Source organism: Myceligenerans pegani, from assembly GCF_014892515.1.
Classification (GTDB): domain Bacteria; phylum Actinomycetota; class Actinomycetes; order Actinomycetales; family Cellulomonadaceae; genus Myceligenerans; species Myceligenerans pegani.
In genome coordinates this window covers 32,329-46,615 of the sequence record NZ_JADBGR010000064.1, presented here as the reverse complement: position 1 = coordinate 46,615, position 14,287 = coordinate 32,329, and the positions used below count along the sequence as shown (strand labels likewise).

The 14,287-nt window shown below is 70.2% G+C and carries 15 protein-coding genes; 10 read left to right on the top strand and 5 right to left on the bottom strand.

What is annotated here, in order from left to right; genetic code table 11:
• Positions 1–32: 32 nt before the first annotated feature.
• Complete coding sequence (locus tag IIE03_RS07125) at positions 33–1,376, bottom strand: sensor histidine kinase (protein ID WP_192862050.1); 1,344 nt, start codon at positions 1,374–1,376, stop codon at positions 33–35.
• Here IIE03_RS07125 and IIE03_RS07120 point away from each other — a divergent pair.
• A complete protein-coding gene (locus tag IIE03_RS07120; protein ID WP_318842848.1) occupies positions 1,303–2,412 on the top strand; it encodes an Ltp family lipoprotein in 1,110 nt (369 codons plus the stop codon). The genes IIE03_RS07125 and IIE03_RS07120 overlap by 74 nt on opposite strands.
• 69 nt (positions 2,413–2,481) lie before the next feature.
• Here IIE03_RS07120 and IIE03_RS07115 read toward each other — a convergent pair whose 3' ends face one another.
• Positions 2,482–3,108: a DUF2306 domain-containing protein gene (locus tag IIE03_RS07115; RefSeq protein ID WP_225997409.1), complete on the bottom strand. Its 627-nt coding sequence runs from the start codon at positions 3,106–3,108 to the stop codon at positions 2,482–2,484.
• Between the two features lie 263 nt (positions 3,109–3,371).
• Between IIE03_RS07115 and IIE03_RS07110 the strand changes: the two genes are divergently transcribed.
• The 8 genes from IIE03_RS07110 to IIE03_RS07075 all read left to right on the top strand — a co-directional run bounded on the left by IIE03_RS07110 (position 3,372) and on the right by IIE03_RS07075 (position 11,145).
• Positions 3,372–4,547: a sensor histidine kinase gene (locus tag IIE03_RS07110; RefSeq protein WP_192862047.1), complete on the top strand. Its 1,176-nt coding sequence runs from the start codon at positions 3,372–3,374 to the stop codon at positions 4,545–4,547.
• Positions 4,544–5,224: a response regulator gene (locus IIE03_RS07105; protein ID WP_192862046.1), complete on the top strand. Its 681-nt coding sequence runs from the start codon at positions 4,544–4,546 to the stop codon at positions 5,222–5,224. Before IIE03_RS07110 ends, IIE03_RS07105 begins: the two co-directional genes overlap by 4 nt.
• A 56-nt stretch (positions 5,225–5,280) precedes the next feature.
• Complete coding sequence (locus tag IIE03_RS07100; protein ID WP_192862045.1) at positions 5,281–5,925, top strand: TetR family transcriptional regulator; 645 nt, start codon at positions 5,281–5,283, stop codon at positions 5,923–5,925.
• Positions 5,918–6,919: a hypothetical protein gene (locus tag IIE03_RS07095; RefSeq protein WP_192862044.1), complete on the top strand. Its 1,002-nt coding sequence runs from the start codon at positions 5,918–5,920 to the stop codon at positions 6,917–6,919. Before IIE03_RS07100 ends, IIE03_RS07095 begins: the two co-directional genes overlap by 8 nt.
• On the top strand, positions 6,916–7,752 hold the full coding sequence (locus IIE03_RS07090; protein ID WP_192862043.1) for a CPBP family intramembrane glutamic endopeptidase: 837 nt from the start codon (positions 6,916–6,918) through the stop codon (positions 7,750–7,752). The genes IIE03_RS07095 and IIE03_RS07090 overlap by 4 nt, the downstream gene beginning before the upstream one ends.
• Positions 7,753–7,860: 108 nt before the next feature.
• Positions 7,861–9,036 carry a sensor histidine kinase gene (locus IIE03_RS07085; protein WP_192862042.1) on the top strand — a complete coding sequence of 392 codons (1,176 nt, stop codon included), beginning with the start codon at positions 7,861–7,863 and terminating at the stop codon, positions 9,034–9,036.
• Positions 9,033–9,677, top strand: a complete 645-nt coding sequence (locus tag IIE03_RS07080; protein WP_192862041.1) for a response regulator — start codon at positions 9,033–9,035, stop codon at positions 9,675–9,677. Before IIE03_RS07085 ends, IIE03_RS07080 begins: the two co-directional genes overlap by 4 nt.
• A gap of 304 nt (positions 9,678–9,981) precedes the next feature.
• Positions 9,982–11,145 (top strand): amidohydrolase family protein, encoded by a 1,164-nt coding sequence (locus IIE03_RS07075; protein WP_192862040.1) that lies wholly within the window; start codon positions 9,982–9,984, stop codon positions 11,143–11,145.
• 4 nt (positions 11,146–11,149) lie between these two features.
• On the opposite strand, the gene IIE03_RS07070 is transcribed toward IIE03_RS07075, so the two are convergent.
• Positions 11,150–12,280 (bottom strand): SMP-30/gluconolactonase/LRE family protein, encoded by a 1,131-nt coding sequence (locus IIE03_RS07070; RefSeq protein ID WP_192862039.1) that lies wholly within the window; start codon positions 12,278–12,280, stop codon positions 11,150–11,152.
• Positions 12,277–12,702 carry a hypothetical protein gene (locus IIE03_RS07065; RefSeq protein WP_192862038.1) on the bottom strand — a complete coding sequence of 142 codons (426 nt, stop codon included), beginning with the start codon at positions 12,700–12,702 and terminating at the stop codon, positions 12,277–12,279. The genes IIE03_RS07070 and IIE03_RS07065 overlap by 4 nt, the downstream gene beginning before the upstream one ends.
• Positions 12,703–12,796: 94 nt before the next feature.
• Here IIE03_RS07065 and IIE03_RS07060 point away from each other — a divergent pair, with 94 nt between their 5' ends.
• Positions 12,797–13,438: a MerR family transcriptional regulator gene (locus IIE03_RS07060; RefSeq protein WP_192862037.1), complete on the top strand. Its 642-nt coding sequence runs from the start codon at positions 12,797–12,799 to the stop codon at positions 13,436–13,438.
• Positions 13,439–13,466: 28 nt separating this feature from the next.
• Here the strand turns inward: IIE03_RS07060 and IIE03_RS07055 are convergent, their stop codons facing one another.
• Positions 13,467–14,177 (bottom strand): GNAT family N-acetyltransferase, encoded by a 711-nt coding sequence (locus tag IIE03_RS07055; RefSeq protein WP_225997408.1) that lies wholly within the window; start codon positions 14,175–14,177, stop codon positions 13,467–13,469.
• Positions 14,178–14,287: the final 110 nt, after the last annotated feature.

Sequence of the window (14,287 nt, the reverse complement as noted above, 5' to 3'; positions counted from 1 at the left end):
CACCGTAGACGAGGCATGGAGCGTTCCCACGGTCAGGAGTCCGCGGTTCTCCAGGGCAAGCGCGCGGTCACAATCCACGTGCCGTCCCCTTCCCCGGCGGTGAGGGTTCCGCCGAGCACGGTGGCACGCTCACCCATTCCCGCGACGCCGTGACCAGGTCCGTCGGTGACCGTCAGGGCTCCGACCGCGTGAGCATCGGCAGCCTGGATCCGGGACACCGCACTGTCTTGCCCAGCGGTCGGCTGCTGCACCGGATTCCGCACCGTGATGACAATGCCGGTGGCCGGGCTGGCGCTCAGGCTGATCGTCACCGGTAGCCCTGGTGCGTGCTTCAGCGCATTCGTCAACGACTCCTGGACTATGCGGTAGCAGGCGCGTGTCAGCCCTGCCGCGGCGGTGTGCCCTTCGGACACGAAAACGGTGCTGGTGATCATCGCACCATGCTGTTGCGCTTCCGCCAGGAGGGCGCCGAGATCGTCGAAGGAGACAGCGGTGATTCCCTCGGCTCCCGTGCGCAACACGTTGAGCACACCACGCAGCTCGGTTCCCGCTTGCCGGGCCGCGGCCCGGATACGGATGGCGGCTTCGCGGGCCTCCGGTGTGGCGTTCGGATCGACCTCCAGCGCCGATGCCTGGAGAGCGATCTGGCTGAGGGAGTGTCCGATCGTGTCGTGGACTTCGCGAGCGATGTCCTCGCGCTCGTACTGGCGGGTGATGCGGTCCTCGAGGACTGCGGTGCGCGTCGCATGTTGTTCGGTCAAGGTCGTGACCTGACGCCGAGCGATGGCCGCACGGCGCCAGAAGCCCACACCGACCGCCACGGCGAGGTACGTGAGGCCGAGAATCACGTAGCCCGCCACGGGCAGGACGGCGAGTTCACCAGTGTCCGGGTTAGGGGATATGAAGATCCGGTACTCGGGAAGCATCGACACTTCCCTGATCGTGGCCGCTGCGATCGCGACGGCGGTAGCGGCTGTGCACATCACGATCCAGCGGGCGGAACGGAACGCGTAGACCGCCGGGAGCACGACCAGTGGAGTCAGCGCATCGTATGGGAGCAGCACGGGCAAAGCGCTGGTGGTGAGACAGAGCGTCACCGGTGCGATGTCGCGTAGGAACACGAGCCAGGGCACGATGAACGCCAGGAGGAACGCGGGGAGCGTGATCAGCTGAGGGGTGACGGCCCCGATCTGGAGCCCCGCCGGGCGTCCCGCCATGTCGAAGAAGCTCACTGCGACGCCAGAGCTGAAGAAGCACACGAACACCAGCAGCAGGCTCCTCACCAGATGCCACTTGGTCGGCATGACGGGCGCCAGCGCGTCCGGGAGCCACGAGAAGGCCCGCGACCGCGGCGCTCGTGCCGGTGGTTCGTGCATGTGTCGAAGCGTATTTCGCATGGCGACCCTCGCGGGAGATCCAGCTGGGCGAACTTCACCCACCGCGAGGTACCGGATCGGGCCATACTGGCAGGCCAGTTCGGGTGATGTGGGCGGCACCCCGGGACAGCAACGATCGAAGCACACGAGTCGCAGCTTCTGTGAGGAGAGAGTCATGTCCAGTCAGCACCCCGGACCGCAGTTCCAGCCGCCGGGATCGCCCGCCCAAGGCACGCCGCCGGCGTCGGGCATGCCCCCTGCAGGTATGCCGCCTGCAGGTATGCCTCCGTATGGCCCTGGCTCCGCAGCGCCAGCCACAAACGGCTTCGCTACGGCATCCCTCGTGCTGGGCATCGTGTCGCTGGTGACAAGCCTGCTGTTCCTGCCTGCGATCGTGGGCGTGGTCCTCGGGTTCGTGGGCCTCAATCGTGCCGGACGGACGAATCCGCCGGTCGGGAAGGGCAAGGCGATCACCGGGATCGCACTGTCCGCGGCCGGGCTCCTGCTCGGGATCGGACTGGTCAACCTGTTCGGCGCAATGTCCGATGATGTCGGCGAGCCCGCACAGGACGCCGTCGTACAGGAGGAACCGGCGCCGGAAGGCGACGAGCCGGCAGAAGACGGCGCGGAGGCGAACACAGGCGGCGACAGCCAGAACGAGAAGGAAGCCGAGCCTGCCGACGATGGTCCGGAGTCGGCACCGGACGAAGAAAAGGATGAGAAGCCGGCTGAGGAAGCGTCAAACGAGACCGTTTCCCAGGCGAACGCCCGCGAAACCGCTGAGAACTATCTCAACTACACGGCTTTCTCCAAGCCGGGTCTCATCGAGCAGCTGGAGTTCGAGGGCTTCTCGAAGGCCGACGCCAAGTACGCCGTCGAGAACATCGAGGTCGACTGGATGGAGCAGGCCGCGAAGGCCGCCGAGAACTACATGGACTACTCCTCGTTCTCGCGCTCCGGGCTCATCGACCAGCTCGAGTTCGAGGGCTTCACGCCCGAGCAGGCGGCGCACGGCGCCGACTCGGTCGGGCTCTGACGCACGCACAGGACATGGCGCGGCAGGCCCGGATCCACTCCGGGCCTGCTCATGTCCGGCGACCAGAGCCTACGCGACACCCCCATTCCCCCGCCGCCGCAGATACCACTCCGCCACCACCAGATTCGGCACCCAGCACAAAAACGGCACGATCGCATAGGCCCGCTCGAACGCGACCCCGTCAGGAACCCCGGCCAAACCCTGAGCCCCCATCAGCACCCCCAACCACAGCCGCAACATCACCGCCGCATAGGTGAGCGCGAACCCCCGCACCATCCACCGCCGGTGCGTCGCCACATCCCCACGCCGGATCGCCAGGAACCCCAGCACGGGAAACACCACCCACAGCGCCCCCAGCAGCCCGAACCCGGCCGTCCCCACGGCCCCGGCCGCATTGACGGTGGCCAGCACCATCCCCGACAACCCGCCCACGACCATGGCCAGGATCACGACCCGCCCCACGACCCGGTGCAGCCGTGGCACCCGCGCCCGCACCCGCGCGATGAGTTGGAGCGGCGACAGTCCGAGCGCGATCCCGCCCGCCACCATGTGGACGTAGAGCGCCGCCTGGATCCCCGCCGGCCGCGAGACATAGTTCCCGGCCAGCCCGCCACCCTCCCCCGCAAGCGAGGACAGCGAGTTCGTGAGATACGGCAACGGCGCGAACACCGCGATCGCGACGGACGTCAGGGCCAACCAGACCCACCACCCGCGAGCCCGGCGGGCAGACCGTCGGGCAGATCGGGAACGTACGAGGTCAACGGACATGAGACAGCTCCAGGAGGACGACGGGAACGACGCCTCACACGCTAGGAGCGCCATGCCGTCGGGCGCGCCCTCCGGCCGGGTCGACCGTGCGCCCTCGTGCGAGGGAGCGCCCCTACCCCACGCGGGGGATATCCGGCCGCCGAACCGCCCCGACCCTGGCGGCCACAGCCCGGCGTGTCGCAGGATGCACCATGCGCCCCGGCCGCGACGACCCGCCCCTCGCAGAGAACCAGCCGACCCTCCCACGACGTCCCACCTGGATCGTCGCGGCCTTCGCCCTCGCCGTGGTCATCATCCTCACCGGACTCAGCCCCCTCGCCCCCGACGACGCGCCCTTCCGGGAGCCCGACGCGCTCGGCGTGACCTTCGTCGTCGCCTCCGTGCTGGCGCTCGCCGGCCTGCGCCGGGCGCCGCTCGCGGTCCTCACGTTCGCGGCCACGATCGTCGTACTCAACGCGGTCGCCGGCTACACCGTGGCCGCCGTGCAGTGGCCGGTCTGGATCGCGCTCTACGCCTGCTTCGCCGCCCCGAGGCGCGGGCTGCGCGTCCCCGCGGTCGTCGTCACCGGGCTCGGCGTCGCCGGCTACGCGGCGTTCTCCCGCGGCCAGGTGGGGGTGCACGACGCGGCGAGCATCGCCATCTGCGTGCTGTTCGCCACGGTCGCCGGTGAGGTGGTGCACGCACGCCGCGTCTGGGCGGAGGCCGTCGAGGCGCGGCTGGACAGCGAGCGCCGCGAGCGTGCCGCGCAGGCGGAGCGTGCGGTGGAGGCGGAGCGTGCCCGGTGGGCGCGGGACCTGCACGACGCGCTGGGGCACGCGGTCAACGTGATGGTGCTGCAGGCGGGGGTCGCGCGCCGGGTGTTCGACGACAACCCGGCCTTCGCGCAGGAGGCGCTGGGTCACGTGGAGACGGTGGGACGGGAGGCCCTGCAGCGTCTCGACCTGCTGCTGCGCGCTGACCCGGACGCCACCGGCGACGACGCCGACGACGATCTGCCGTCCCTCGTGGAGCGGGTCCGCGCCACCGGCCGGGAGGTCGGGCTCGACCTGCCTCTGCTCGACCTCGATCCCGGCACCTCGCGCACCCTCTACCTGATCGTGCAGGAGGCGCTGACGAACGCGCTCAAGCACGCCACGGGCCCGATCGAGGTCACCGTCGCCGAGGACGACGGCCGGGTGGTCGCCGAGGTGCGCAGCGCGAGCGCCCGTCCCGCACCGCCGGGCCATGTGCCCGGGCACGGCCTGGCGAACATGCGCGAGCGTGCCCGCCTCGAGGGCGGCACGTTCGAGGCGGGCCCCGACGACGACGGGTTCCGGGTCCGCGCCGCGCTCCCCCTGCGCAGGCCTGTCGAGGGGGTGGCCTCGTGACCACGGTGCTGCTCGTGGACGACGACGCCCTGGTGCTCGGCGGCCTCCGTGCCCTGCTGGACGCGGAGCCCGATCTCACCGTCGCGGGCGAGGCGGCCGACGGCGCGGCCGGCGTCGAGCTCGCCCGGCGCCTGCGGCCCGACGTCGTCGTCATGGACATCCGGATGCCCGGCCGGGACGGGACGTCCGCGACGCGGGAGATCGTCTCCTGGGCGGCGCCTCGGCCCGCGGTCCTCGTGCTCACCACGTTCGATCTCGACGACGTGGTCGACGACGCGATCGCCGCCGGCGCCGACGGGTTCCTCCTCAAGCGCGCCACCCCCGACGAGCTCGTCGCGGGGATCCGCACGGTCGCCGCGGGCGACGCGCTCCTGTCACCGGCCGTCACGCGGCGCCTCTTCCGACTCCATGCCCGACGACGGCCCGCCGACGACGACGTCGCCCTCACCGGGCGGGAGGCCGACGTGCTGCGGGAGCTCGCGGCGGGCCGGACGACCAGCGAGATCGCGGCCGCCATGTTCATCTCGGCCGAGACGGTCCGCACACACGTCAAGCACCTTCTCGCGAAGCTCGGCGCGCGGGACCGCACGCAGGCGGTGGTCTGGGCCTACCGGAGCGGCTTCATGGACCGCTCCCCGGACGAGTCGGGTGCCCCAGGCCCGACCGCATCCTCCTGACGGCGAAGCGGCCGAACCCCTTGCCCATGCCAGAACGATCGTTCTAAAATCAGACCGTGCGTTCTGAAACCCCGGCCTCACCAGGCGACCCGCCCGCGGAGACGCCGTCCCGGTCGTTCATCGAGACTGCCCGCCGCAGGCAGCTGATCGACGCGGCCGTGGCGACGGTGAACGAGGTCGGGTACCACCGAGCGTCCCTGGCGGAGATCGGGAAGCGGGCCGGCATCGTCAAGAGCGCGATCGGGTACTACTTCTCCTCGAAGGAGGCGCTGCTGCTCGAACTCGTCCAGGAGGCGTTCACCGCCCTGGGCGAGAGCGTCCTCGGTGCGGTCTCGGGGCACGAGCAGGCCACCGCCCGGCTGCGCGCCTACGCGGAGGCGTACCTCGCGCACGTCGACGCCCACCGGCACGCGATCGCCGCGGCCGTCGAGATCGTGGTGTCGCACCGCACCGCGGACGGCACTCCCCTGTACCTCGTCGAGAACGAGGAGGACACCGCACTGTTGCGGAGCATCCTGACCGCCGGGATGGAGCAGGGCAGCTTCCTCCGGATGCCGATCAAGGTCGCGACCGGCTTCGTGGAGAGCGTGCTGGACCACGCGATCACCGTCGTCCAGCGCGACCCCCGCGCCGACCTCGGCGACCTGCGCGCGCACGCGGTCCCGTTCGTGCTCCGCTCCCTGGGGGCGGGCGATGAGTGACCGGGTGCGCGGCATCGGCTACGACGCCGGGGTCCGGTACGAAAGGCATTTCGACAGCAACCCCAACTTCAGCGAGGAGCACGCGCGGCGGGACTTCCGCGCCATCCGCGAGGAGCTCGGCTGCGACGCGGTGCTGATCATGGCCACGGACCCGGACCGCCTCGCCGTCGCGGCCCGCTACGCGGCGGACGAAGGGCTCGCCGTCTGGCTGCAGCCCCGCCCCTTCGACCGGCCGGCCGCGGACCTGGTGGACGCCGTCCGCGCGGCCGCGACCAACGCCGAGGACCTCCGCACGGCAGGAGCCGACGTCGGGCTCGTCGTCGGCTGCGAACTCACGTTGTCGACGCCGGGCATGCTCCCGGGACCGACGTTCTGGACCCGCGGCATGCTGCTCGGCGTCACGTTCCCGCTGCTGCCCCTGGCGAACCGCCGCCTGCGACGCCTGCTCGGCCGGCTCGTGAGCGACGCGCGGGACCGCTTCGCGGGCCCGATCTCCTACGGCGCCGGCGACTGGGAACGCCCCGACTGGTCGATCTTCGACGTCGTCGGCGCGGACCGGTACCGCGACGCCCGCAACGCCTGGCGGTTCGAGGACGACATCCGAGCCCTCACCGGCGCCGCCCACGCGCACGGCAAGCCGGTGTACATCTTCGAGTTCGGCACCTGCACCTATCGCGGCGCCGCGGAGAAGTCCGCGACGGCGGCCGGTGTGCTGAGCGGCAGCAAGGCACCGACCGTGCCCCGCCGGCTCGTCCGCGACGAGGAGGAGCAGGCCGACTACCTCCTCGACCTGCTCGACCTCTTCGACCGCGCCGACGTCGACGGCACCTTCGTCTGGGGATTCAGCGAGCCCGCGCTGACCACCTCCGACGAACCCGGCCGCGACCTCGACCTCGCCAGCTACGGCGTCGTCAGGGCCCACGACGACGGCACCTGGACCCCCAAGCGCGCCTACCACGCCGTCGCGCGCCGACACCGAGAGGCCACACCATGACGACCTCGCACGTCTCGCCCACCCACCGGATCGTGTCCGCCGCGTGGCGGATCGGCGTCGCCATGCTCGCGCTCGCCGCGGGCCTCGTCGTCCTCATGCTGATCCTGCCCGCCGGACCCGATCCCTCCGCCCCCAGAGCCCTGGCGATGCGGATCAGCGGGGGCCTCACGCTCACCGCCCTCGCGCTCGGTGTGACCACGTTCCTGGTCTACCAGGCCGACCACAAGAACCCCGCCGACATCGGGCTGGGGAGCGCCCGCGACGGCTGGCGGCTCGCCCTGTGGGGCGCGCTCGTCTGGCTCGTCCCGTCGGCCGCCACGTTCGCCGTCCTCGCGCTCGTCGGCGCGTCGATCTCCGTGACCGTGCCCGCCCCCGAGCTCGCGCAGACCGTGCTTCTGCTCCTCCTGGCGGTGCTGCTCGCCGAGGCGATCCCCGAGGAGGTGGTGTTCCGTGGCTACGTCACGACCGTGCTGGGCACGGTCACCCGCGGGTGGTGGGTCATCACGATCCAAGCCGTGCTGTTCACCCTCTTCGCGGGCCTCCTGCGGCAGCACTGGGACCCCATGGACCTCTCCCTCTTCCTCGCGATGGGGATCGGGTTCGGCTACCTCCGCATGATCACGGGGTCGGTGTGGATGCCCATCGGCTTCCACACGGCGTTCCAGACGGGCTCGCAGCTCGTCCTCACCCACGACGCCGTGGAGTTCGCCGGCGGCCAGACCGCGAGCATGCTCGCCCTCGGCGCCGTCCCCTTCGCCGTCGCCGCCATCACGATCTCCACCACGGGCCTCCCCCGCTTCGCCCGGCCTCGTCGCGCACCGCACGACGGATAGTGCGGGCTGCGCACGATGCCGCTGGGTTCGCGGATATGGTGGCCCAGCAAGCTTTGGCGCATACGAGAGGGCCAGGAGGAGGGCCGGGTCGATGTCCCTGTGTGAGCGATGACGGCGCTCCGTCCGCCGGTAGCCGATCGCCTGCTGGCGGCGGGGTCGTTCGTGCTCGGCGTCGTCGCCGCACTCACTCTCCAGGTGGTCGATTTCGACGGCGAGCGCCGCGTGGATCTGTGGGCAGTCTTGCTCCTGGGCGCGATATCGGTGCCGTTGCTGGCCCGTCGGCGCCGGCCGATCCTCGTCGTCCTCGTCGTTCTCGCCGTGTCGATGCCGTACCACCTCCTCGACTATCCCCATGAGGCCACGATGCCGGCCTCACTCGTGGCGGCGTTTGCGGCCGCACGCTACAGCGAGCCACATCGGCGGCCGCTCGCCGTCCTGGTGGCGGTAGGTGTGGTGACAGTGCCTGTCCTCGCCGACGAGACGTCGGGGGCCCTTGGCGATGCTCTCCTCGGCGTCGGCTGGCTCTTCATGGCCTTCTTCGCCGGGCTGGCGGTCCGCTTCCGTGAGAACTGGAAAGCCGTCGTCGCCGCGCGGCAGGAGCAGGAGCGTGCCGACGAGGTCGAGCGGCGAGTCACCGAGGAGCGGGTCCTGATCGCTGCTGAGCTGCACGACGTGCTGGCGCACGGCCTCGCCGTCGCGAACGTCCAGGCGTCCGTCGCCGCGCACCTGATCGACCAGCTGCCGGACCGCGGGGATGAGACCCTGCGGGAGCTGTCCAGCACGCTGCACGACCTGTCGGACACGAGCGGGGCCACGCTCCGTGAGCTGCGCGCCGTTCTCGACGTACTACATGGTGGCGAGACCGAGCCAACCGAGCCGGCGCCCCACCTGGGCGAGCTGCAGCACCTGGTGGAGATGGCGGAGGCCGCCGATGTCCGGATCGACCTGGAGACCGCCGGGCTGCCGGACGAGCTGCCTTCGACGGTGTCGGTCGTGGCCTATCGGATCATCCAGGAGTCACTCACCAATGTCATTCGTCACTCCATGGCGAAGCAGGCGACCGTCCGACTCGACCAGGACGGCAACCGACTGCGGATCACAATCGTCGATCACGGGCCGGCACAACCGAGCTCAGTCGTGACACCCGCCGGCTTCGGGATCGCCGGGATGACACGGCGAGCACAAGCCGTCGGCGGCGAGCTGTCCGCCGGCCCGCACGAGTCCGGAGGATTCGAGGTACGGGCCAGCCTGCCGCTGCCGGAGACCTGGCGGGTTCCCACGTGATCCGGGTCCTGCTTGCCGACGACCAGGCCCTGGTGCGCGGCGCATTCGCACTGCTGGTCAACTCGACTGACGACATGGAGGTCGTCGGGGAGGCCGGCAGCGGCGAGGAGGCGGTGACGCTGACCATGGACCTGCGACCCGACGTCGTGTTGATGGACATCAGGATGCCGAGCACCGACGGCATCGAAGCGACCCGGCAGATCTTCGCCGACGATGCATCGAACGGCAGCAGGGTCCTCATCCTGACCACGTTCGAGACAGACACCAACGTACTGCGCGGCCTTCGCGCGGGCGCCTGCGGATTCCTGCCCAAGGACACCCGCCCCGACGCCCTGCTGAACGCCATCCGCACCGTCGCCGCGGGAGAGTCGCTGCTGTCACCCGGCGCGACCAAGGCGGTCATCACCCGGGCGTTGAGTCGCCCCGAGGCGCCGGCACCCGAGCGGCTGGCCAGCCTGACCGCGCGCGAACGGGAGGTGCTCCGGCTCGTCGCCGCGGGCCGGAGCAACCGGGAGATCGCGGACGAGCTGGTCGTCAGCCCGCTGACCGCCAAGACGCACGTGGCCCGCATCCTCGCGAAGCTGGGCGCCCGCGACCGCGTCCATCTTGTCATCGCCGCCTACGAAGCCGGACTCCGCTGACGCAACACAAAGCGTTGACCCGGTTCCGACGAAGCAGCTGGTGGTTTGCCGTTCAGGCGTCCTCGGGCTCGCCTCCGAGCAGCACCATTCACCCTCCGTACTCCGCGCGGAGTACGGGGAGGTGTCTTCCGTAGCCCGCGCGGAGTACGAAGAGGTGTCTGCCGTGGGCCGACGATTCGGGCGGGCGGACCTGGAACCGTAATCCGCACGGAGTTGTCAGGCCCTTGAGGACGGGACTCCCCCAGCCTGTTCCACGAACTCGCCGACGCTCGCTACACAACGCCACGAAGGAGCACACACAGATATGAAACCGACCGAAGACCCAGCGCGACCGTTGCTTGGGCGCCGCGGTTTTGTCGCCGGCGCGGCCGGGCTTGTCGCCGGCGCTGGATTGTCCGCGGCCGCACTCGCGGCACGCGACGACGGCAAAGAGGACCGGGAACGCTCGCTCACGGAGAAGGACATCTGGCTTCGTGACCAAGATCTGAAGTTCATCGGCACGGAGGAGACCTTTTCGACCCCCGAGCTGTTGACGCTGAACTCCATCAACAAGGATCACATCGCGTTCCTCGAGGGGATCGGTCTTGCGGACCTCGGCGAACGCCGCATTCGCGACATGGACGAGGGGGGACTCGACGTTCAAATCCTCTCTGCGCACACGCCGTCCGCACAAAATGTCCCTGGGCAAAAGGGGATCGACCTTGCCTATCGTCTCAACCGGCAGCTCGTAGAAGGCCCGATCGCCAGTTATCCGGGCCGCTTCCAGGCCTTCGCCACCCTACCCCTGCAGAGCCCGGAGGCAGCGGCGGACGAGCTGGAACGCTCGGTCCGGGAAGACGGCTTCCTGGGCGCACTGACCAACGGACACATCGCGAAGAAGTATCTCGACCATCCCGACTTCGAGCCCGTGCTGGCGCGTGCGGAAGCTCTCGATGTGCCGATCTACCTGCATCCCGGGTATCCAGCTGACGAGATCTTCAAGATCTACTACAGCACGACACGGTCGGAATACACGAACGAGTATCAGGACTACATCTTCAGTGGGTCCGGACTTGGCTGGCACCAGGAGGTGCTGATCCAATGCGTCCGGATGATCGCGTACGGGGTGTTCGACAGATTCCCCAGACTGAAGATCATCATCGGCCACATGGGCGAAGGCCTTCCGTTCTACTACGAGCGGATTGCCAACGACATGGGCGAGCCGACCGAAAGCTCGCTCGAGAAGCCCGTCGCACAGTACTTCCAGGACAACTTCTGGTTCACAACCAGCGCGTTCTTCCAGGATGAACTGCTCCACCTCCTGCTGAAATACATCAGCGTGGATCGCGTGATGTTCGCAACCGACTATCCCTTCATCGACAGCATCAAGGAAGGGACCGACTGGTTCCGAGCGGTCAATCTTCCACGTGAGGACAAGGAAAAGATCGCGTTCCGCAATGCCGAGACCCTGTTCGGCATCAAGGTCTGACGCATCACCCGGCAGGCGAGGCCGGCTCCCGCATCCACCGCACCGGCTGCCCCAGCAGCGCCCCGAGGTACCAGCGGCCCCCGGCCGGGAGCACGCTCGTGGCCGCCGGTGCGAGCCCGGTGTGGTGGGCGGTGATCGAACCGTCGTCGTCCGCCACGACGATGCCGCCCGTGAGGGGGTCCTCCTCGTTGACGAACAGCCCGCCGGGGAGGCGGATCATGATCCGGCGGGCCAGGTCGCTGGGAAGTACGAGGGTGTCGAGGGCGGCGGTGCGGTCGTAGAGGGCGATCAGCATGTCGCCGTCGTCGGTTCGGTCGATGTTGTCGGGGGTGCCGGGCAGGTCGTCGAGCAGGGTCCGGGTCCCGCCGCCGAGTGTGTGCTCGAGGATGCGGTAGCGGTTGGACTCGGCGACCCAGACCCGGTCGCCGTCGGCGGTGACGGCCACGCCGTTCGGGAAGTAGAGGCCGTCGAGCAGCACCGTGGTGACGCCTGTGCGGAGGTCGTGGCTCAGGAGGCGGCCGGCCGCGCGCCCGTCGAGCAGGTCGGGCAGCAGGTAGGAGGGCACGTCGCCGAGGGTCGTGGTGTTGTAGCGGTGGCTGGAGTCGCTGAGGTAGACGACGCCGTCGGGCCCGACGTCGAGGTCGTTCGCGAACAGGATGGGTGCGCCGCCGGCCGTGTCGGCGAGCACCTCGACCCGTCCGGCGGGGTCGACGGCCTGCAGGCCGAGCCCGTGGTTGGCGACCACGAGCCTGCCGTCGGGCGCGAACGCCAGGCCGAGGGGCCGTCCGCCCACCCGGGCGAAGATCTCCGCGGAGCCGTCGGCCGGGTCCACCCGCCAGATGGTGCCGCTCCGGTCGCCGGTGTAGAGCATGCCGTCGTCGTCCATCGCGATGTCCTCGGGGCCGTGGATCGGGTCGCCGAGCTGTTCGACGACGGCGGGCGCGGTGAGCTCGTCGGCGATCGTGAGCCCGGGGCCGGGCTGCCAGGACTCGGGGTCGAAGCCGTCGACCGGCGTCGGCACGGCCAGGAGGAAGGTCGTCACCGCGAGGATCGGGGTGACGACGAGCGCCCCGACGACGACCAGGACGCGCCGGAACCGCCGTGCCCGCCGGCCGTCCGGTTCGACCCGGCTCACGCCGCGACGCTCTCGCGGGTCCGACGACGACGCCGGACGGCGGTGTCGACGAGCAGCGCGGTCAGGAGCACGATGCAGATGGGGTCGAAGACCATCGCCACCGCGCTGGACTCGGCGAGGACCTCCGGGCGCGAAACCGTGAGGGCGAGCGCGACGCCCTTGGAGGTGATCGCGCCGATCGCGACCGGAACGCGCACGTCGGGGCGGAACGCCGACCACACGAGCGCGGCGCCCAGCAGGAGCTGGAACACGCCGCGGTGCTGCAGGAGCGTCAGGACGATCGGGTCGGGGTCCACCACGCCGTAGGACTCGAGCTGCGTCGGGTCCACGAGGGAGAGCACGGGGAAGGCGGTCAGGGCGCCCATCACGGTCAGCGCCGTACGGATGGTGACTTCGCGGGCGGGGGTCTGTCGGTCAGCCATGAGTTCATTATGAGGAGTGCACTACGCATATTCAAGTACGCATATTGCGGAACGCGCTGTCGGTAGCATCGGACGGCGAAGGAGGTGACGCGCCATGAAGATGGCGGAGCTCAGCGCGCGGACCGGTGTCGCCGCGCCGACGATCCGGTACTACATCCGCGAGGGCCTGGTCCCGCAGGGCAAGCTGACCAGCCCCAACCAGGCCGTCTACGACGAGTCGCACGTGCGCGCGCTGCGCCTCACGCGGGCGCTCGTCGGCGTGGGCGGTCTCGCGGTCGAGCAGGCCCGGAAGGTGCTGGCGCACCTGGCGGAGAAGGAGGGCAACACCTACGCCATCCTGGGCAGCACGCAGTACGCCCTCACGCCACCGTCCGTGCCGCGCGACGACGACGCCTCCTTCCGGGCGGCCGAGCGGGTGGACGCCCTCATCGCGGCGCACGGCTGGTCGGTCCGGCCTGACAACCCCGCCCGGACCACCCTGGCCGAGGCGCTCGTCTCGCTCGAGGCGCTCGGCGTCACGGCGGTCACCGACATGCTCGACACCTACGCAGCGGCCGCGGAAGGACTCGCGCGCGACGAGATCGAACGACTCTTCGAGACGACGGCGGACGAGTCACGCGTCGTCGGCGTCATCGCCTTCGACATCCTCGGCGACCGACTCCTGTCGGCACTGCGACGCCTCGCGCAGGAGGACGCGACGGTCAAGCGCCTGAACGCCGACGCCGGGGACGCCTGACGGCGCCGGGCTCCTGGGCCAGGCTCGATCACGCGGCCGACGGCGGCTCCGCGGTGGTGATGCCCAGGAGGTCCCGGACGGGGTCTGCGCCCTCGATCTCGATCGCGGGCCGCAGTTCCCCCGGGCGCCGGTCCCACGCTTCGCGCGTCATGCGGTAGCGGTACTCGTGCGCGGGCTTGCCGTCGCGGACCGCGGGGTAGACGCCGTTCAGCTCGTAGCCCAGCCGGCGTGACACGGCGTTCGACGCCGGGTTGTCGACGAACGCCTCGCTCGCCACCTCGGCCGCGCCCAGCCCGTCGAACGCGAGATGGAGCACGGCCAGCCGCATCCGCGTCCCGATCCCCCGGCCCTGGTGGGCCATACCGAGCCACGACCCGGTGTGTGCGGCTCGCGTCACCGGGAAGCCCTTCGCGCCGATGCCCTGGGCACCGACGATCCGCCCGCCGACGTAGACGCCAAGCTCCAGGCCCCAGTCGTCCGGGTCGAGGCGCTGCCTCACGCGCCAGTGATGGGTGAGAACCTGGCGCCGCACCTCGTCTGCCGTACCACGAGTCCACTGGACCGAGAACGGCGCCGCCTCCGGAGCGTGCACGCCGTCGGCGGCGACGTCGGCCAGGTCGAGCAGTTCGGCGTCGTCGGGCAGCCGCAGTTCCAGGTCGTCCCAGCGCACCGACAAGCCGAACGTCGCCATGGCGCGGGCGAGGCGTGCTCGCGTGCTGTTCTCATCCGTCCGCTGCATGCGACGCAAGGGTTCCACGAACGCCAGGACTCATCGACGTTATTTCGACCAGACCGGGTGGGCTCACGACAGGCCTGCCTCGGTCAGGAGGTCTCCGCGAGGGTCCAGCA